The sequence below is a fragment of the Acidovorax sp. 22279 genome (genome assembly GCF_052045435.1).
In the GTDB taxonomy this organism is placed as follows: Bacteria; Pseudomonadota; Gammaproteobacteria; order Burkholderiales; family Burkholderiaceae_C; genus Acidovorax; species Acidovorax delafieldii.
On record NZ_JBQEOV010000001.1, the window covers coordinates 263,006 to 282,648 of the forward strand.

15 protein-coding genes are annotated in these 19,643 nt (G+C 68.6%); 10 read left to right on the forward strand and 5 right to left on the reverse strand.

The window, feature by feature from the left end; genetic code table 11:
• Positions 1-127: 127 nt before the first annotated feature.
• From ACTJKQ_RS01175 to ACTJKQ_RS01215, 9 genes are all read left to right on the forward strand, one after another.
• The gene (locus tag ACTJKQ_RS01175; protein ID WP_440595732.1) at positions 128-1,711 is read left to right on the forward strand and encodes an alkaline phosphatase D family protein; all 1,584 of its coding nucleotides are present in this window, start codon (positions 128-130) and stop codon (positions 1,709-1,711) included.
• 285 nt (positions 1,712-1,996) lie between these two features.
• A complete protein-coding gene (locus tag ACTJKQ_RS01180) occupies positions 1,997-3,844 on the forward strand; it encodes a gamma-glutamyltransferase family protein (RefSeq protein ID WP_288853287.1) in 1,848 nt (615 codons plus the stop codon).
• 103 nt (positions 3,845-3,947) lie between these two features.
• On the forward strand, positions 3,948-4,976 hold the full coding sequence (locus ACTJKQ_RS01185; protein ID WP_440595733.1) for a LysR family transcriptional regulator: 1,029 nt from the start codon (positions 3,948-3,950) through the stop codon (positions 4,974-4,976).
• Positions 4,973-5,488 (forward strand): GrpB family protein, encoded by a 516-nt coding sequence (locus tag ACTJKQ_RS01190; protein ID WP_288853285.1) that lies wholly within the window; start codon positions 4,973-4,975, stop codon positions 5,486-5,488. The genes ACTJKQ_RS01185 and ACTJKQ_RS01190 overlap by 4 nt, the downstream gene beginning before the upstream one ends.
• A gap of 48 nt (positions 5,489-5,536) precedes the next feature.
• Positions 5,537-5,974, forward strand: a complete 438-nt coding sequence (locus ACTJKQ_RS01195; RefSeq protein WP_121943308.1) for a DUF1801 domain-containing protein — start codon at positions 5,537-5,539, stop codon at positions 5,972-5,974.
• A 197-nt stretch (positions 5,975-6,171) separates the two neighbouring features.
• Positions 6,172-7,740: an AMP-binding protein gene (locus tag ACTJKQ_RS01200; protein ID WP_440595734.1), complete on the forward strand. Its 1,569-nt coding sequence runs from the start codon at positions 6,172-6,174 to the stop codon at positions 7,738-7,740.
• A gap of 171 nt (positions 7,741-7,911) precedes the next feature.
• On the forward strand, positions 7,912-9,138 hold the full coding sequence (locus tag ACTJKQ_RS01205; RefSeq protein ID WP_440595735.1) for an acyl-CoA dehydrogenase family protein: 1,227 nt from the start codon (positions 7,912-7,914) through the stop codon (positions 9,136-9,138).
• Between the two features lie 62 nt (positions 9,139-9,200).
• Complete coding sequence (locus ACTJKQ_RS01210; RefSeq protein ID WP_440595736.1) at positions 9,201-10,193, forward strand: tripartite tricarboxylate transporter substrate binding protein; 993 nt, start codon at positions 9,201-9,203, stop codon at positions 10,191-10,193.
• A 142-nt stretch (positions 10,194-10,335) separates the two neighbouring features.
• Positions 10,336-12,309, forward strand: a complete 1,974-nt coding sequence (locus ACTJKQ_RS01215; RefSeq protein ID WP_440595737.1) for an alkyl/aryl-sulfatase — start codon at positions 10,336-10,338, stop codon at positions 12,307-12,309.
• A gap of 99 nt (positions 12,310-12,408) precedes the next feature.
• Here the strand turns inward: ACTJKQ_RS01215 and ACTJKQ_RS01220 are convergent, their stop codons facing one another.
• The 4 genes from ACTJKQ_RS01220 to ACTJKQ_RS01235 all read right to left on the reverse strand — a co-directional run bounded on the left by ACTJKQ_RS01220 (position 12,409) and on the right by ACTJKQ_RS01235 (position 16,791).
• Positions 12,409-14,358, reverse strand: coding sequence for a diguanylate cyclase domain-containing protein (locus tag ACTJKQ_RS01220; protein ID WP_440595738.1), 1,950 nt, complete (start codon positions 14,356-14,358; stop codon positions 12,409-12,411).
• 79 nt (positions 14,359-14,437) lie between these two features.
• Positions 14,438-15,193, reverse strand: a complete 756-nt coding sequence (locus tag ACTJKQ_RS01225) for a sulfite exporter TauE/SafE family protein (RefSeq protein ID WP_056743307.1) — start codon at positions 15,191-15,193, stop codon at positions 14,438-14,440.
• Between the two features lie 183 nt (positions 15,194-15,376).
• Positions 15,377-16,006, reverse strand: coding sequence for a pyridoxamine 5'-phosphate oxidase family protein (locus ACTJKQ_RS01230; protein WP_440595739.1), 630 nt, complete (start codon positions 16,004-16,006; stop codon positions 15,377-15,379).
• A 218-nt stretch (positions 16,007-16,224) separates the two neighbouring features.
• The gene (locus ACTJKQ_RS01235) at positions 16,225-16,791 is read right to left on the reverse strand and encodes a carboxymuconolactone decarboxylase family protein (protein WP_056640097.1); all 567 of its coding nucleotides are present in this window, start codon (positions 16,789-16,791) and stop codon (positions 16,225-16,227) included.
• Positions 16,792-16,922: 131 nt separating this feature from the next.
• Here ACTJKQ_RS01235 and ACTJKQ_RS01240 point away from each other — a divergent pair, with 131 nt between their 5' ends.
• Positions 16,923-17,816, forward strand: coding sequence for an AraC family transcriptional regulator (locus ACTJKQ_RS01240; RefSeq protein ID WP_440595740.1), 894 nt, complete (start codon positions 16,923-16,925; stop codon positions 17,814-17,816).
• A 164-nt stretch (positions 17,817-17,980) separates the two neighbouring features.
• On the opposite strand, the gene ACTJKQ_RS01245 is transcribed toward ACTJKQ_RS01240, so the two are convergent.
• A complete protein-coding gene (locus tag ACTJKQ_RS01245) occupies positions 17,981-19,627 on the reverse strand; it encodes an acyl-CoA synthetase (protein WP_440595741.1) in 1,647 nt (548 codons plus the stop codon).
• Positions 19,628-19,643: the final 16 nt, after the last annotated feature.

Sequence of the window (19,643 nt, forward strand, 5' to 3'; positions counted from 1 at the left end):
GTCGCCTTCGGCGCCATCCCCCCAGAGGGGGACGCCACCAGCGCCGCGGGGCGGCCCTTGTGCGGCGGCCACTGGTCTGGGTTGCGTCAGTTTCTGAGCACGGCGCCCGACGCAAAGGGCAGCTGAATTGACATCCGAGCAAAGACGGCAGTTCCTGCGCAACGCAGTCCTGGCTGCCTCCGTCGCCACCCTCCCCCGCTGGGCCTGGAGCAATCCGCCCGCGCTGCAAAACAACCCCTTTGCCCTCGGCGTCGCCAGTGGTGACCCGGCGCCTGATGGCGTGGTGCTCTGGACGCGGCTCTTGCTCGTCGATCCAGCGCAGATGCTGAGCACCCACACCGTGCGGTGGGAGGTGGCGCACGACGCTGGGTTTGCCCAGATCGTGCAAAAGGGCGAGGCCACTGCGCTGCCCGCGCTGGGCCACAGCGTGCATGTGGAGCTGCAAGGCCTGCAACCCGCACGCTGGTACCACTACCGCTTCATGCTGGGCGACGCGGTGAGCGCCACGGGCCGCACGCGCACCGCGCCTGCGGCGGGCGACATGCCCGGGGCGCTGCGGGTGGCGTTTGCCTCGTGCCAGCGCTGGGAGCATGGGCACTACGCGGCGTGGCGCCATCTGGCCGCTGACCAGCCGGACCTGGTGCTGTTCCTGGGCGACTACATCTACGAATACGCCACACCCAAAACCACCACCGACCTGGCGCGCACCCACAGCCTGCGCCAAGCCACCACGCTGGCCGACTACCGCGACCGCTACGCCCTGCACAAAAGCGACCCGGCCCTGCAGCTGGCCCATGCCACCTGCCCGTGGGCCGTGACCTGGGACGACCACGAGGTGCAAAACGACTACGCCGCCGATGCGGGCCGGGGCGAAGGCCCGGGCAGCGCCGCCTTTCTTGCCCAGCGCAGCGCGGCGTGGCAGGCGTTTTACGAGAACATGCCGCTGCGCGCGGCCAGCCTACAGCGCCCCGTACTCGACACCCGCTGGGATGCACTGCAGATTTACCGCCGCCTGCGCTGGGGCCGGCTGGCGCACGTGCACCTGCTCGACAGCCGCCAATACCGCAGCTGGCAGGCCTGCCGCACGCCCGAGGCCAGCAGCGCACCCGCCGTGCGCCCCGCCGACTGCGCAGAGCTGGCCCAGCCACAGCGCAGCCTGCTGGGCAGCACGCAAGAGCGCTGGCTGGATGCGGGCCTGGCCGCTGACACAGCCAGCGCTCAGGCCACACGCTGGAGCGTGATCGCACAGCAGACGCTGTTCTCGCCGCGCCACTACCCCTCTGGCACGGTGCCCACCGACGCCTGGGACGGCTACCCCGCCGCACGCCAGCGCCTGCTGCAATCGGTGGCCCGGCACACGCCGCGCAACACGGTGCTGCTGGGCGGAGACATCCACCAGAACTACGTCTGCCGCGTGCATGCCGATGCCGCTCGCGCCGACTCGGCCGTGGTGGCCAGCGAGTTCTGTGGCACGTCCATCAGTTCGCGGTCGGGCACCACGCAGGCCAAGGTGGACGCCATCGTTCGCCACAACCCGCATGTGCTGCTGGCACGCTGCGACCAGCGCGGCTATGGCCTGGCCGACATCACCCCCACGCGCTGGTCCACCACGCTGCGTGTGGTGGACGACCCGCTGCGCGCTGACAGCGGCGCCTCCACGCTCGCCCGGTTTGTGGTGGAAGACGGCCGCGCGGGGCCCCAGGCGGCCTGAGGCGGCCTGAGGCAACCTGGGAAGGCGTGACCCGACCCACCGGGCAGGCGAGCCCCCCTGTCGTTGCGCCCCGCCAGGGCCCCGGGATGGCCTGTGAACCGCCGCTGACGGTCGGTAACAACTATCCTTTTGATAGCTGCTCAGGCATATTGCACTAGCGCCACCGCCGCAAAACACCTTCAATCGGTGCGCAAACCCCAGAGGCAGCCTCCCGCACGCCCTCGCAAGCTGTGGCAAGGCCCCTTACCATGGCCGCTTCGCTGCTTGCACCCACAGGAGACCCGCATGACACCCACTGCCCTGCCTGCCACGTCGCACCTGCGCCGCCCGTTCAGTCGCAACCTGCTGGCCCCTGCCGCCCTCGCCACCCTGATGGCCCTGACAGGTTGCGCCGGTGCGCCATCCCAGTTCGCCTACACCGTGCCCGCCCAGCCCGAGGGTTCGTCCGGCTACACCGAAAAACCGGGCTGGGCCACGGAGAAGTTTGCCGTGGCTGCTGCCAACCCGCTGGCCACCGATGCGGGTTACCAGATCCTCAAAGCCGGCGGCTCGGCCGTCGATGCGGCCATTGCCGTGCAGATGGTGCTGACGCTGGTGGAGCCCCAGTCCAGCGGCATCGGCGGCGGCGCCTTCCTGCTGCACAGCAACGGCAAGCTGGTGGAGGCCTACGATGGCCGCGAAACCGCGCCCGCTGCCGCCGATGAAAAACTCTTCCTGGGTGCCGACGGCAAGCCCGTGCCGTTCTACGACGGTGTGGTGGGCGGCCGCTCGGTGGGTGTGCCCGGCACCGTTCGCATGCTGGAGCTGGCGCACAAGCAGCACGGCAAGCTGCCCTGGGCCACGCTGTTCCAGCCCGCCATCACGCTGGCCGAAGGCGGCTTCAAGGTCAGCGCTCGGCTCAACACGCTGGTCAAGGCCGACGCCCACCTCAAGAAGGACCCCGTGGCCGCCGCCTACTTCTACAAGGCCGATGGCGACGCGCGCGATGTGGGTGTGAACTTGCGCAACCCCGAGCTGGCCGCCGTGCTTCGTAAGATTGCCGCTGAAGGCAGCAAGGCCCTGCACGAAGGCGAGGTCGCCCAGGCCATCGTGGACAAGGTGCAAAAGCACCCCACCAACCCCGGCAAGCTCAGCCTGGCCGACCTGGCGGGCTACCAGCCCAAGAAGCGCGAGGCGCTGTGCCACGACTACCAGGTGGCCAGCAAGGACTACCGCGTGTGCGGCTTTCCACCACCCAGCTCCGGGGCCATCGCCATCGGGCAGATCCTGGGCATCCTGAAAAACACCGACGCCGCCGCCAAGCCCCTGCAAGACGGCATCCCATCGGCCGACTGGCTGCACCTGTACACCGAAGCCGCTCGCCTGGCCTTTGCCGACCGCGCGCTGTATGTGGCCGACCCCGACTTTGTGCAGCCGCCCGGCGACAGTTGGGACCGCATGCTGGCCCCCGCCTACCTGGCCGAACGCGCCAAGCTCATCGGCACGCAGAGCATGAAGATCGCAGCGCCCGGAAACCCGGCCGTCATCCGCATCAACCACGGAGCCATGCCCGACCAGCCTGAATACGGCACCAGCCACATCAGCATCGTCGATGCCTTCGGCAACGCGGTCGCCATGACCACCACCATCGAAGACCAGTTTGGTGCGCGGCAGATGGTGAAAGGCTTCCTGCTCAACAACGAACTCACCGACTTCAGCTTTGCCCCCACCGACGCCCAAGGCCAGCCGATAGCCAACCGCGTGCAACCCGGCAAACGCCCCCGCTCGTCCATGTCGCCCACCCTCGTTTTCGACAAGGCCACGGGCGAGCTGCTGATGAGCGGCGGCAGCCCCGGCGGCGCGGCCATCATCCACTACACCGCCAAGACGCTCTACGGCGTGCTCAACTGGGGCCTGATGCCCCAGCAGGCCATCAACCTGCCCAACTTCGGCTCGATGAACGGCCCTACGCTGCTGGAAGAAAAACGCTTCCCACCCGCCACTGTCGAGGCCCTGCGCGCCCGGGGTGCCGAGGTGCGCGAGATGAACATGACCAGCGGCCTGCAAGCCATCACACGCGGCCAGGCGCATGGCAAGAAGCTGTGGATGGGCGGGGCCGATCCACGCCGCGAGGGCGTGGTGATGGGCGACTAAGAGCCAGCCCTGCGCGGCCTAACACGGGGCTGCGCGCCGAGTGCGCGGCCGCCTGGGCGGGCATGGCGCGCGCCAAGGACGGACCCCGCTACAGTCTTGCCCCATGGATCTCCGAAGCCTGCGCTACTTCATCGCCGTCGTCGAGGCCGGCAGCCTCTCGCGGGCGGCGGGCAGCCTCTACATTGCGCAGCCCGCCCTCACTGCCCAGATCAAGAAGCTGGAGTCCGAGCTGGGCGCGCAGCTGCTGGAACGCTCGCACGCGGGCGTCACGCCCACGCAGGCTGGCGTGCAGCTCTACCAGGACGCCCGGCGGCTTCTGAGCGACGCCTCGGCCATGCGGGAGCGCATCCAGCGCCTGCCGCAGGGGCCGGAGGGATCGGTCACGATTGCCGTGCCGTTTCTGCTGTCATCGCTGCTCATGGGCCCGTTGCTGGCGCACCTGAAGGACACGCACCCGCGCATTCGGGTGTTCGTGCTCGACGACCTCAGCCTCATGGTCAGGAAAGCCATGCTGGACCGGCGTGCGGACATCGGCGTACTGGTCGACGCTGCGCAGGTGGAGGGCCTGCACTGCCGGCCCCTGGTGCGCGAGGCCATGTACTTTTGCGGGCACGACCCCGGCGGCACGGTGCGTGCGCTGCTGCGGCCAGCGCCTGACGCAGCGGCCACGGCCCAAGCGCCTGCTGTGCGCCGGGCCAGCACGCGTGCCACGGCAGCGCGCGCCGCCAGCCCCACCATGCGCCCCACCATCGACTTTGCCGATGCGGCCGCACAGCCCCTGGTCCTGCAGTCGCGCCGCTACACCATCCGCCAGCGGGTTGAAGAAGCCGCCGCCGCGCGCGGTGTGGCCCTGAACATCGCCCACGAACACGACTCCGCGCGGGTGATCCGCTCTCTGTATGCGTGCGGGGGCGGCTTCACCTTCACCCCTGCCTGCGCGCTGGGGGATGCCCCTGCCTCTGGCACCGACTGGATGGTGGCCCGCGTGGTCAACCCGGAGATGACGCGCAGCTACACCCTGGCCACCGCTGCGGACCGCGAGGTGGACGGGGTGATGCAGGTGGTGATGGACGCGCTGGAGGCCGTGGTGCAGAAGCTGGTGGCATCGGGCAGGTGGGAGGCCGCAGTGTGACCCGAGTGACCGCAGTGACCTTGCTCGAATCCGCGCAGTACCAGGACGACGCCGCAGCCACGTTTGCCGCGGTGGCTGCCCAGGTGGCTGCAATCGTGCCGCAGGCGCGCATCGAACACATCGGCGCCTCGTCCATTCCCGGCGCAGTCTCCAAGGGTGACCTCGATATCTGCGTGCTGGTGCCGCCGCAAGACCATGCACCGGGCGTGGCAGCGCTCGAAGCCGCAGGCTGCAGCGCCAAGGCCGACACACTGCGCGCGCCCGATCTGTGCATGCTGCTGTGGCCCGGCGCCACGATGGACGTTGCACTGCAGGTGGTGGCCTGCGGCTCGCCGTTCGAATGCTTTCTGCACTTTCGCGATGCCTTGCGCGCCGACCCCGCCCTGGTGGCAGAGTACAACCGGCTCAAGCAGCGATTCGCACCCGAGGGGATGGACCGCTACCGCGAGGAGAAGGCCCGCTTCATCACGCAGGTGCTGCGGGCGGCGGGCAAGCCCCTGGCTGCCGACTGATCACATTCCCATAAAGGCTCTAACGATTCCGCTTCAGGAGACACCGCCATGGCATCCAAAACCATTTCATCGTCCCAACCCGCCTCCACCCTCATCGATCAGCGCATCGCAGACCTGGCCGACTGGCGCGGCCCGGTGCTGGCACGCATGCGTGCGCTCATCCATGAGGCCGCCCCCGGCGTGGTGGAAGAGTGGAAGTGGATGGGAACGCCCGTATGGTCGCTGGGCGGCATCCTCTGCACCGGCGAGAGCTACAAGGCCGCAGTGAAGCTCACCTTTTTGAAGGGAGCCTCGCTGCCGGACCCGGCGCGGCTGTTCAACGCCAGCCTGGACGGCAATGCGCGGCGCGCCATCGACATCCACGAGGGCGATGTGGTGGATGCAGAGGCGTTCAAGTCGCTCATCCGCGCGGCAGTGGCACTCAACGCCGCCAAGCCCGCCAGATCCGCCGCCAAAAAGCCCGCCACCCGGGCGAAGGCGGCATAACACTGTCGCGGCCGCGCACGCAGCGTGTGCGGAAGGCACGCTACGGCACGGGCATCAATTTCAGTGATGCCTGCCCATCAGCAATCGGTATTTCCCTGATACCCCGTCTTCTGGAACAGTGACCCCATGCCCCGCGCTCGACGGGGCCAGTGTTTCAGGAGACAGCCATTACCACCTCGCCCCCCATTTCCCCGCGCGTGGTCGCCAACGTCGGCGCCCTCGTGGCGCGCAGCGCCCGTGCCCATGCCCGCCGCATGGCGGTCAAGAGCCCCGCACGCAGCATCACTTATGCCGATCTGGAGCAGCGCACCAACCGCCTGGCCAACGCCTTGCTCGGCCTGGGCCTGCAGCGCGGTGACCGCGTGGGCATCTACCTGCCCAACTGTGTCGAGGTCGTCGAGATCGAGATCGCCTGCTACAAGGCCGGGCTCATCAAGGCGCCGTTCAACGCCCGGCTCTCGCCCACCGAGGTCGGCGCCATTGCCGCCAACAGCGGTGCGGCGCTGATCGTGACCACCGCCGAGCGTGCCGAGACCATCCGCCCGCATGTGGAGCAATGCATGCCCGGCGCCATGCCCCGGCTGCTGCTGACCGACGATGCGGGCCCCGCAGGGTATGAAGCGGCACTGGCCCAGGCCAGCGACACATTCACCCCGGTGGTCGTGTGCGAGGACGAAGTCGCCGTGCTGCACTACACCTCGGGCTCGTCCGGCGTGCTCAAGGCGGCCATGCAGACCTTCGGCAACCGCCTTGCGCAGCTGCGCAAGTTCCTCACGCGTTCGGACGGCCAGCAGCCCGGCCACATCCTGGGACTGGTGGGCCCGATCACCCACGCATCGGGCATGCAGATGGTGCCGGCGCTGTGCCAGGGGGTCACCATCCGCCTGTTCAACGGCTTCGAGCCCCCGCGCTTCATCGCCGACATGCGGGCCGACCGCGTGACCCACACCTTCATGGTGCCCACCATGATCAACATGCTGCTGACCGAGCTGGAGGGCCAGTACCGCCCCCTGCCCGACCTGCTGCGCCTGGGCTACGGCGCCGCCCCCATGGCGCCTGCGCGCATCCTGCAGGCCATGGATGTGTTCGGGCCCATCCTGCAGCAAGGCTACGGCGCGGGCGAGACGACCTCGGGCGTGTGTGGCCTGTCGGTGGAGGACCATCTGTTTGCCCGCGCTGCGCGGCCAGAGCGCCTGGCGTCGTGCGGACGCCCGTTTCTGGAATGTGATGTGCAGATCCTGGGCGACGACGGCCAGCCCGTGGCCACCGGCGAGATCGGCGAGATCGTGGTGCGTGGCGATGACATCTTTGCGGGCTACTGGCGCGCCCCCGAGCTGACGGCCGAGGTGCTCAAGGACGGCGCGTATCACACGGGCGACCTGGCCCGCATGGATGACGAGGGCTATGTCTACATCGTGGACCGCAAGAAGGACATGGTGATCAGCGGCGGGTTCAACGTGTACCCGTCGGAGGTCGAGGCCGTGCTGTACCAGCACGACGCCATTGCCGATGCCTGCGTATTTGCCGTGCCCGATGACAAGTGGGGCGAGGCCGTGGCCGCGCACGTGGTGCTCAAGCCCGGCCGCGCGGCCGGCGCCGACACCACCGCTGCGATCGACGCGTTCTGCGCCCAGCACCTGGGCGGGTTCAAGCGGCCACGGCGCATCGAGTTCGTCACCACCCTGCCCAAGAACCCCAACGGCAAGGTGATGCGCCGTGCCGTGCAGGCCCCGTACTGGGAAGGGCGTGGGCGGATGGTGAATTAGAGGGCATCCCCCTGAGCGGCTTTGCCGCTTCCCCCTTCTCTCCTGGCGCTTCGCGCTGCGGGAAGGGGGACGACGCCATCGCTGCGGGGCGGCCCTTGCTCGGCGTCTCTCGCCTGGGCCTGCGCCAGTTTCCAGAGCCCGCTGTCACAGCCAACGACAAGGAATCCTGACATGAACAACGACATCACATCCCCCCTCCCCGCGCCGCTGTTTCCCGGCATGCCTTTTGAGGGCTCGCCACAGGCGGCCGAGCTGATTGCTCGCATCAACGAGTTTCTGTATGGCGAGCTGGCCGCGCTGGCGCGCGAGCATGGCATCGACCACGAGCACGCGCCCGACAAGGCCTTGCTGCAGCAGGTGTGGAAGCGCTCGCACGCGCTGGGCTTTTACGGCATGACGCTGCCACAGAAGATGGGCGGCCTGGGCCTGTCCACGCTGGACCATGTGCTGGTCAAGGAAGCCATCTACGCCAGCGGCTCGCCGTTCGCCCCCCATGTGTTTGGCGAGCTGAGTGGCCCGCCACGCGTGGGCGCGCTGGCGCGCATGGCTACGCCGCACCAGATGCAGCAGTTCATCCTGCCGGTGGCCCGGGCCGAAATGGCCATCTGCTTCGCACTGACCGAGGCCGAGGCCGGATCGGACGCTGGCAACGTGCAGACGCGCGCCGTGCGCGAGGGCGACGACTACGTCATCACGGGCGCCAAGCGCTTCATCTCGGGCTCGCCGTTTGCCGACTACGCGGTGCTGATGGCGTCCACCGCCACACATGACGACCCCGATCCGAAAAAGCGCGAGGTCACGGCCTTCTTTGTGGACCTGCATGCGCCCGGGGTGCGCGTGGAGTCGGGCTACAAGACCATGGCGGGGCAGACGAGCACGGGCAACATCGTGCTGGAGGGCACGCGCGTACCCGCCGCCAACCTGATCGGTGAGGCCGGGCGCGGCCTGGCGTTGGCGCTGGGCCGCATCAGCGTGAACCGCCTGCTGCACTGCCCGGCCATGCTGGGCCTGGCGCAGGTGGCGCTGCGCGATGCGCGCGACTACGCGCAGCAGCGCCACCAGTTCGGCCGCGCCATCGGGCAGTTCCAGGCCATCCAGCACATGCTGGCCGACATGGCGACCGACTGGGCTGCCGCGCGCGGGCTGATGCTGGCCACGGCCCGCGCAATTGATGCGGGCGCCGAGCCGCGCGCCGAGTCGTCCATGGCCAAACTGTTCTGCTCGGAGGCAGCCTTTCGCATCGCCGACCGCGCGGTGCAGATCCACGGCGGCGAGGGCATCGTGCAGGGCCGGCGCGTGGAGTTCCTGTTCCGCATGCTGCGCATGTACCGCGTGCTCACCGGCACGAGCGAGATCCAGCGCAACACCATCGCGAAAGAACTCATGGCATCCCCCTGAGCGGCTGCGCCGCCCACAACGCGCCAAAACAACACTCACAGAAAATGACACGGAGACAAGACATGACCAATCAACCCATCCCCCACCTGCGCCGCCGCGTACTGCTCGCTGCAGGCCTGCTGCCACTGCTGGCCAGTACATCCATCATGGCCGCCGAGCCGTGGCCCGCTCGCCCCATCAAATGGGTGGTGCCCTACCTCGCCGGCACGGGCCCGGACACCACGGCCCGCATCGTGGCCGAAGCGGTGTCGAAGGAGCTGGGCCAGCCCGTGGTCATCGAAAACAAGGGCGGCGCAGGCGGCAACCTGGGTGCGCGCCAGGCGGCCAAGGCGGCGCCCGACGGCTACACCTGGGTCTACGCCGGCTCGCCCATGGCGGCCAGCATGCGCATGTACAAACAACCGGGCTACGACGTCCTCAAGGACTTTCGCCATGTGATCGGCCTGACGAGTTCAGACACGGTGGTCATCGTCAACGCGCAAAGCGACATCCGCAGCCTGGCCGACCTGCTGGCGCGCCTGCGTGCGCAGCCCGGCAAGCTGGACTACGCGTCGGGCGGTGTCGGCACGCCCTCGCACCTGGGGGTGGAGATGGTGCTCAGCGTCAGCCAGGCGCAGGCCACACATGTACCGTACAAGGGCGCATCGGAAATCGTCAACGCGGTGCTGGGCCAGCAGGTCACCTTTGGCGCGCCCATCACCGCCGTGGCGTACTCGAACATCGTGGCCGGCAAGCTGCGCGCACTGGCCGTGACCGGGCCCGCACGCAATCCCAAGCTGCCCAGTGTGCCCACGCTGGCCGAGGCAGGCCTGCCCGGGGTGGAGCTGACCTCGTGGGGCGGTGTCTCCGTGCCCACCGGCACGCCCGATGCCATCGTGTCCCGCGTGCGCGCCGCGTTCGAAGCCGCCTTGCGCCAGCCCGCTGTGGTGACCGCGCTCGAAGAACAAGGCGGCATGGTCAACCCGCAAGACGGCGAGACCTTCACACGGGCCTTCGGCAAGGAAATCGGCTTCACCGAGGCGATGATGAAACGCATCAGGCTGGAGCCGATGTGATGGCGCGAAGGGGTGAACGCGCCCCCGTGCGCGGCCTTACCCGTCCGTACCAGGCAACGCATTACTTCAATTTTGATAGCTGCCAGCGCATATAAATTGTGCGCTTGAGGCCTTTTTCATCTCAAAAAGGTTCCAAACTTCCATGCGAAACCTCCCAACGCTCGCGGCACTCGCCTTGCCACTTCTGCTGGGCCTGGCACCTGCAACCCTGGCCCAGGTGGCCGATGTCCGGCAGGACGCAACCGCCGCCACGCGTGCGCGCCAGACCGCGTCCCTGGGCACACTGGACGTGAACGCGCCCGCCAGCTTCGAGGACGCGCGCCGGGGCCTGATCGCCACGCCCAGAGGCCAGGTGCGCAACGCGCAGGGCCAGGTGGTGTGGGACTTTGATGCGCTGCAGTTTGCGCAGGGCGAGGCCCCCGCCACCGTGCACCCCAGCCTGTGGCGCCATGCGCGCCTGAACCAGACGCCCGGCCTGTACCAGGTGCGTGAGGGCATCTGGCAGCTGCGCGGGTTCGACCTGGCCAACCTCACGCTCATCCAGGGCCGCACGGGCTGGATCGTGGTGGACCCGCTCACCACGCAGGAGACAGCCGCCGCCGCCCTCGCCTTCGGGCGCCAGCACCTGGGCGCGCAGCCGGTCTCGGGCTTGGTGTTCACGCACAGCCATGTGGACCACTTCGGCGGCGCATTGGGCGTGCTGACCGCGCAGGACGCCAAGGCACGCAGCGTGCCCATCGTGGCGCCCGTGGGCTTCATGGAGGAGGCCACCAGTGAGAACGTGCTGCTCGGCCCCGCCATGTCGCGCCGAGCGGGCTTCATGTATGGCAGCCAGTTGCCACGCGATGCGCGTGGCGTGGTGGACAACGGCCTGGGCATGGCCGTGGCGGTCGGGCGCATCGGCATCCTGCCGCCCACCGTGCTCATCGACCAGCCCACGCAGGCGCTCGACATTGATGGCGTGCGCTTCGTGTTCCACAACGTGCCGGGCTCCGAAGCCCCGGCCGAGATGGTGTTCGAGCTGCCCGACCTGCGCGCGTTCGGTGCGGCAGAACTGGTCTCGCAGACACTGCACAACCTCTACACCCTGCGCGGCGCCAAGGTGCGCGACGCGCTGGCGTGGTCGCGCTACATCGACAGCGCCAGTGCGCACGCACGCCGTGCAGATGTGGTCTTCCTGCAGCACGGCTGGCCCGTGTGGGGCCGCGAGCGCATCGACACCTTCTTGACCACGCAGCGCGACACCTACCGCTACCTGCACGACCAGACGGTGCGCCTGCTCAACGCCGGGCTGACACCCGGCGAGATCGCCGAGGCCGTGCAACTGCCCTCCACGCTGGCGGCGCAGTGGGCATCGCGCGGGTACTACGGCACCGTCAAACACAACGTGCGCGCGGTGGCGCAGTTCTACCTGGGCTGGTTCGACGCGCACCCGGCCACGCTCGACCCGCTGCCGCCTGTGGAGGCCGCGCGCCGCTACGTGGCCCTGGCAGGCGGCGCCGACGCTGCGGTGGCCGCAGCGCGCCAGGCCTTTGACGCGGGCGACTACCGCTGGGCGGCCGAGCTGCTGCGCCATGTGCTGCTGGCGGACAGCAACAACGCAGCGGCCAAAGACCTGATGGCGCGCAGCTTTGAGCAGATGGGCTACGCCGCTGAATCCGCGCCCTGGCGCAACTTCTACCTGACCGGCGCGCAGGAACTGCGGCATGGCACTGCACAGCGCAACGCTTCAGGCCCACGCGCTGCGGTGGCCGACATGCTCATGCAGACCCCTATCCCGCAGTTCCTCGATGCAATGGCCGCCTCACTCAACGGCCCGCGCGCGGACGGCGTGCGCCTGGCGGTGGCACTGCGCTTTACCGACGCCGAAGAAAACCATGGTCTGTGGATTGAGAACGCGGTGCTGCACCACCGCCCGGGCACACCACCCTGGCCCGCAGACGCCACGCTGCTGCTCACCAAACCCTCCTTCCTGCGCCTGATGAACGGCCAGGCCACACCGCAGGAGCTGGCCGCCTCTGGCGCGCTGCGCATGGAAGGCGATGCGCAGGCCCTGCGGCAGCTGATGGGCATGCTGGACAAGCCGGTGCGTGACTTTCCGATCATGACGCGGTGATTCGAATGAAACAGGCCGCTAGCGCCTATAGATAATTCGCTCAATGCTCCCAAATGAGGAGCAAGACGCCAGAGCCATCCCTCGATGGCTGGCTCCTCATCAGCCCGGTGGACCTGCGACACCGCCATCGGCCAGCGGGCTCAGTGCGGTGTCGATGCTGAAGCGATTCTTGCCCGCCTGCTTGGCCGCATACATCGCAGCATCGGCCTGGGCGAGCAGCGCATCGGCATCGGTGCCATGGCGCGGGTAGAGCGCCGCGCCCACGCTGGCCGAGATGTGCGCAACAGCCCCCTCCAGCACAAAAGGCTGCTCCATCGCAGACAGCACCTTGCTGGCCACGACCTCGCAGTGGTCTGCCCGCTCGATGGTGGCCAGCACGATGCCGAACTCGTCGCCGCCCAGGCGCGCCACGGTGTCTTCGGCGCGCACGCAGTCTTCCAGCCGCCGTGCCACCTGCTGCAGCAGCAGGTCGCCTGCTGCATGGCCCCACTGGTCGTTGACGGACTTGAACCCGTCCAGGTCCACATAGAGCACTGCGGCGTGCCGCCCGTGGCGCCGGGCCGTTTCGAGCACACGCGCCAGGCGGTCGTGGAACATCACGCGGTTGGACAGGCCTGTGAGCGCGTCGTGCAGCACATCGTGCGACAGGCGCATCTCCAGCTCCTTGCGCGCGCTGATGTCCTGCGTCACCACCACCAGAAAGTCCGGATGACCCTGGGCGTCCTTGACGAGGCCCAGCGCTTCGTACACCCACAACAGGCCGCCGTCCTTGCGCCGGTAGGCCTTTTCCATCTCGGGGGAGAACACGGGCGAGTGCGCCACCAGGCGCCGCGCCAGAAAGCGGCGCAGGGCTTCACGCTCGCCCTCGTCGCTCAGCGCAAACAGGTCGCGCTGGCGCAGCTCCTCCAGCGAATAGCCCAGCATGCGGCAGAACTTGTCGTTGGCACGCAGGATGCGGCCTTCGGGCGTGATGTGGGCGATGCCAGTGGCCGCCTGGTGGAAGGTGGCGCGGAACAAGCCTTCGCTCGACGCCAATGCATCGGCCACGGCCCGCTGGCGTGCCAGCACCACAATGAGCAGCGCGCCAAAACACAGCAGCGCCACACTGGCCCCCGCCGCCAGGGCGAGGTAGTCAACGCGCCGCTGCATCACCGGCGCCAGCACCTCGTCGGAGGTCGACCCCACCGTCACCATCAACGGGTAGCCCGCCATGCTGCGGTAGCTGAGGATGCGCGGCACACCGTCCACCGCGCCGTACTCATCGATCAGTTCGCCTTCAGGGTCTTGCGCGCGGAGCTGAAACCAGGGCAGGCCCCGCGCATCGCCACCGAAGCTGATCTTGCCCCCGGCCTTGCGGCCGCGCACCACGCCGTCCAGCCCTGTAAGCTCCAGCAGCCCCTGTGCACCCAGGTCGGCCTGGCGGTAAAAGTCGGTGAAGTTCGTCGGGTCCACCGACATCACCACCACACCACCAAAGCGGCCGCCCTCGCTCACGATGCGCAGCGCCATCGGAATGCGCCACTGCCCCGACACACGGCCCAGCACAGGCTCGCTCACAAACAGGTCATCGCGATCGCTGGCACGCAGCGCCTTGAAAAAGGCGCGGTCGCTGTAGTTGACGGCCCCGGTCTCCTGGCTGCTGCTGACGATGTCGCCCTGCTCGTTCACCACGCTGATGATGGTGAACATGGGCTCGCGGATCACCCCCCGCTCCACCCAGTCGCGCAGGTCGATGTCGGTGCCCTGCTGCAGGTACTGCTCGCGCACAAAGGCGGCGACCTGCTCGGCCGCCTTGAGGGTGCGGAACACCTGCTGCTCGAAGGCGATGGCCAGGTTGGCGTTGGACTGCATGGCGGAGGCCACGGCCTGCTCGCGCTCGAACGCCACACGCTGCAGCGTGACCAGCCACAAGCCCGCCACGGCAACGATGCAGCCCAGCGCAATCGCCAGGCTCAGCGGCGTGACAAGGCGATAGCGGCGACGCGGGGCCCCGGCCTCAAGACGGTCGTCCGCGTCCGGTGGCCGCGTGGTGTCATCTTTTTGGTGCATGCCCCTCCCAATGTAACGGGGCATGTGCGGCAAGTCGACAACAGGATGGCCACCGGGCGCGGCCCACGCAAATGGAACCCTACGCGAGCCGCGCCAGCACCTTGGGCAGGCTGGCCACCAGCATCGCCACGCCCGACAAGGTCAACATGCCCAGCACGATCTGCCGGAACCGCGCATCGCTGATGCCGTGGTACAGCCGCGCTCCCAGCAGCACGGGCACCAGCATGGCGGGCACCACAATGGCCAGCAGCGGCAGTGCCTCGCGGGTGACCAGGCCGGTGGCCAGGTAGGTGATGAAGGTCACCAGTAGCATGGCCAGGTTGAAGTTCTGGATGATGGCGCGCTGCACGTCCTTGTCCAGACCGCGCAAGGTGCACCACAGGGTGGGCAGCACGCCGGTGAAGCCGCCCAGGCCGCCCATCACACCGCCCGCCATGCCCACCAGCGCGTCGGCCACGCGCCCGCCGCGCGTGATGCGGGGCAACTGCTTGGCCATCAGCATCGCCGGGCACCACAGCACCAGCAGCGTGCCCAGGATGACCTTGAACGCGTCCATGTCCAGCCGGGGCAATACGGCCACGCCAATGGGGATGCCCACCAGGCCACCCAGCACAAAGGGCAGCAGGCGCACCCGGTCAAACCCCCGGCGCACCGTGGCCGCCGCCACCAGCTGGCCGGTGAGCGCGCCGCACACCGCCAGCAGCGCGGCCAAGCGGGGCTCCAGCGTCCAGGCCCAGAACGACATGGCGACCATGCCAAAGCCGAAGCCCGACAGCCCCTGCACAAACCCCGCGGCCACTGCGCCCAGGGCCACGATTAACAGCACGGAATCCATGTCTCCCCCTCACTTGGTATGAACGTGCGCGTGAGTGGGCTTCACGCCCCACGGAGCTCCACGCTCCTCACGCATCTGCGCGTTCAGCCGGAGAATCCATGAAGCGCAAGCCCTGCGCGCCCAGCCGCCATTTTGTGCGCTGGCAGCAGGGGCAACGCTGTGGCGACGGATCGCGGTGCCGGTTCAATACAGCGTGGCCTGCTGGCGCGCAGGCAGTTCGCGGTCGTAGGCAGCGCCGTCAAATGCGCCCTGCGTGATGGACGCCAGGATGGCGCCCGGGGTGGGCACGGGGCGCGGGGTGCCGGGCGGCACGGCATGCCACAGGCGCGAGCGCTGGATGGCGCGCGCGCACTGGAAGTACACCGCCTGCACATCGACCACGATCACGCACTTTGGCGGCTGGCCGTTGACCACGAAACGCGCCAGCAGGTCGGGCGCGACGCTGATGCGCGCGTTGCCGTTGACGCGCAGCGTCTCGCCCACGCCGGGGATGAGGAACAGCAGTGCCACGCGCGGGTCGGCCACGATGTTGCGCAGGCTGTCGGCGCGGTTGTTGCCACGGCGCTCGGGCAGCAGCAAGGTTTTGTCGTCCAGCAGCTGCACAAAGCCGGCGGGGTCGCCACGCGGCGAGGCGTCCAGCCCGCCGGGGCCAGTGGTGGCCAGCACGGCAAAGGGCGACGCCGCGATCATGGCGCGGTAGGCGGGGTGCACATACGGCAGCTCTTTGTGGACGGAGGCATCGCTCAGCGTGCCCAGCAGGGACTCCAGGCGTGGCAGGGTGTCGATGGCGTGCTCGTCGCGGGCGGGGGTCATGGGGGCGGCTTCCTTCGGGTGGGTGGGCAAGGGAGCGGCCATGGTGCAGCAGGCCTGCCGCGCTGACAAACGACTTTGCAGCCGGTGATGCGTGCAAAAAATGCACGCATGGGTCTTCGCGAAGGACTGCCTGCGATGGCTTCGCCACAGGACCGCGCCAGCAGCAACAGAAGCGGCGCGCATCCAGCCCATCGGCCAGACGCGCACCGCCCCCTCGTTCAACGCGCCGGGCGCAGCTTGACGCCGGGGAAGTCCACCGGCACGGCCAGCGCCACGTTCACGTAGTTGGTGAACAGGTTGAGCGCCACATGGGCCACGATTTCGACGATCTGCTCGTCGTTCACGCCCTGGTCGCGCAGGGCCTGCACATCGGCCGCATCGACTTGGCCGCGTTCGTTGACCAGTTGCAGCACAAAGCGCAGTACGGCGGCCGTGCGCGGGTCGGCCGATTCGCCCGCCTGCGCGGCGGCCAGGGCCTCGCCACTCACGCCCGCCTTGCGGCCCAGTGCGGTGTGGGCGGCCAGGCAGTAGTCGCAGGCATTGCGGTTGGCCACGGCCACGGCGATCTGCTCGCCCAAAGCTGCGCCGATCACGCCGCCGCCCAAGGCGCCAAACGCACCCCACATGCTTTGCAGCGCAGCGGGCGAGTTGGCCACGGCGCGGAACATGTTGGGCGTGGCGCCAAAGGCTCCGTGGACCTGGTCGAGCACGGCGCGCACAGTGCCGGTGGCGGCGGTGCGGTCGACGAGGGGGACGCGGGCGACGGAAGAAGAAGTAGCGGACATGGTGTGTTCCTTGAAGGTCATGAAGGGTTGGTGAGAACTTGTGCCTGTTCTCGGCACCCCTGCAGTGTCCGGCGTAAGCGTGCACCATTTGGCACATAAAATCCATTATTCATACCAAATCATCCAAAACCATGCCACCAAGCGTTCCTACACCCGCGCAGGCCTCCACCCCGCTCGACCGGTTGTCGCCGCTGCTGGAGCGGTTTCGGGTGCGGGCCCACCTGTTCCACAACGGGCCGCTGTGCGGCGTGACGCACTTTGCGGCGGCGCCGGGCCGGGGCTTTTTGCATGTGCTGCGCCAGGGCGAGATGGTGGTCACGCACCAGCCCCAAGCCGGCCCGCCCGAGCGGCTTCAGGTGTGCGAGCCCAGCCTGCTGTTCTATGCCCGGCCGCTGGAGCACTTTTTTCACAACGCGCCCACCGAGGGCTCGGACTTCACCTGCGCCGCGCTGGACTTTGACGGCGGCGCCAGCCACCCGCTGGCCCGCGCCCTGCCCCCGCTGGTGGTGCTGCCGCTGGGCGCGGTGGACGGGCTGCAGCAGTCGCTGGACCTGCTGTTTGCCGAAACCGACCGCCTGCGCTGCGGCCACCGCGTGCTGGCCGACCGCCTGTTTGAAGTGGTGCTGCTGCAGTTGCTGCGCTGGCTGCTGGACCACCCGCAGCAGGCGCAGATGCCCCCCGGCCTGCTGACGGGCCTGGCCGACCCGCAACTGTCGCGCACGCTCACGGCCCTGCACGAGGCACCCGGCGAGCCGTGGAGCCTGGCGCAGATGGCCCAGCAGGCGGGCATGTCGCGCAGCGCGTTTGCCGCCCGCTTCAAGGCCGTGGTGGGGGACACGCCAGCCGACTACCTGGCGCACTGGCGGCTGACGCTGGCGCAGGCGCATTTGCGTGCGGGCCGGTCGCTCAAGTCCATCGCCCATGAACTGGGCTACGCCAACCCCTCGGCGCTGTCGCGCGTGTTTGCGCAAAAGCTGGGGATGTCAGCGCGGGACTGGCGGGAGGCGGTGGACGACGGGCGTTGACACCCAGCCCGGGCAGCGCCGCAGGGGCACCCAGGAGCCCCTGGCCCCGGTTTTCAAACCAAAAGCGGCGGATGCGCTAGTGAAATATGCACCAGCAGCTATTAATTACATAGCAAATAGCCACCCACCGCGCGCGCCCCCTCCACGAGGCGCGTCACGCCTTCTCAGACGTTGATGGCCGCTGCCGACCCGGCCTGCTTGCGCAGCTCGAACTTCTGGATCTTGCCCGTGCTGGTCTTGGGCAGCTCGCCAAACACCACGGCACGCGGCACCTTGAAGCCCGCCAGGTGCTTCTTGCAATGCGCCACGATGTCCTCGGGCGTGGTCTGCGCACCGGCCTTCAGCTCCACAAACGCGCAGGGCGTCTCGCCCCACTTGGGGTCGGGCTTGGCCACCACGGCGGCGGCCAGCACGTCGGGGTGGCGGTAGAGCACGTCTTCCACCTCGATGGACGAGATGTTCTCGCCGCCCGAGATGATGATGTCCTTGCTGCGGTCCTTGATCTTGATGTAGCCGTCGGGGTACTGCACGGCCAGGTCGCCGCTGTGGAACCAGCCGCCCGCAAAAGCCTCGTCGGTGGCCTTGGGGTTCTTGAGGTAGCCCTTCATGGCGATGTTGCCCTTGAACATGATCTCGCCCATGGTTTCGCCGTCCTGCGGCACGGGCAACATGGTCTCGGGGTCGAGCACGCGCACGTCGCGCTCCAGGTGGTAGCGCACGCCCTGGCGGGCGTTGAGGCGGGCACGCTCGCCGATGTCCAGGGCATCCCAGGCCTCGTGTTTGGCGCACACGGTGGCCGGGCCGTACACCTCGGTCAGGCCGTACACATGGGTCAGATCAAACCCCATTTTTTCCATGCCTTCGATCATCGACGCCGGGGGCGCCGCGCCTGCCACCATGGCCTTGACGCCGGATGGCACACCCGCCTTCATCGCCTCGGGCGCGTTGACCAGCAGCCCGTGCACGATGGGCGCACCGCAGTAATGCGTGACGCCGTGCGTGCGGATGGCGTCGAAGATGGCTTGCGCGTCCACCCGGCGCAGGCACACGTTGACACCCGCGCGCGCCGCAATGGTCCAGGGAAAGCACCAGCCGTTGCAGTGGAACATGGGCAGCGTCCACAGGTACACCGCGTGTTTGGGCATGTCCCACTCCAGCACGTTGCTGATGGCGTTGGTGGCGGCGCCCCGGTGGTGGTAGACCACGCCCTTGGGGTTGCCAGTGGTGCCGCTGGTGTAGTTGAGCGCAATCGCATCCCACTCATCGGCGGGCAGGCTCCAGGCAAAGGCCGCGTCGCCGCTGGCCACAAAGGCTTCGTAGTCGGTGCCGCCCAGGCTTTGAACGGCGGGGCCATAAAGCGCGTCCTGCACCTCGATCACGCGGATGGGCGTGGTGCCCGTGCGCAGGGCCAGTGCCTTGGCCATGGTGCCGGTGAACTCCGGGTCCACGATCACGGCCTTGGCCTCGCCGTGGTCGAGCATGAAGGCGATGGCCTCCGGGTCGAGCCGGGTGTTGAGGGTGTTGAGCACCGCGCCCGCCATGGGCACGCCAAAGTGCGCCTCCACCATCGGCGGCGTGTTGGGCAGCATCACGGCCACGGTGTCGTTCTTGCCGATGCCGGCCTGGGTCAGCGCGCTGGCCAGCTGGCGGCAGCGCGCGTAGGTCTGGGCCCAGGTCTGGCGCAGCGTGCCGTGCACGATGGCCAGGCGGTCGGGGTAGACCTCGGCCGTGCGTTCGATGAACGACAGGGGCGACAGGGCGGCAAAGTTGGCTTCGTTGCGGGGCAGGTGCTGGTCAAAGATGGAGGTCATGGGTCGGGGCAAGAAG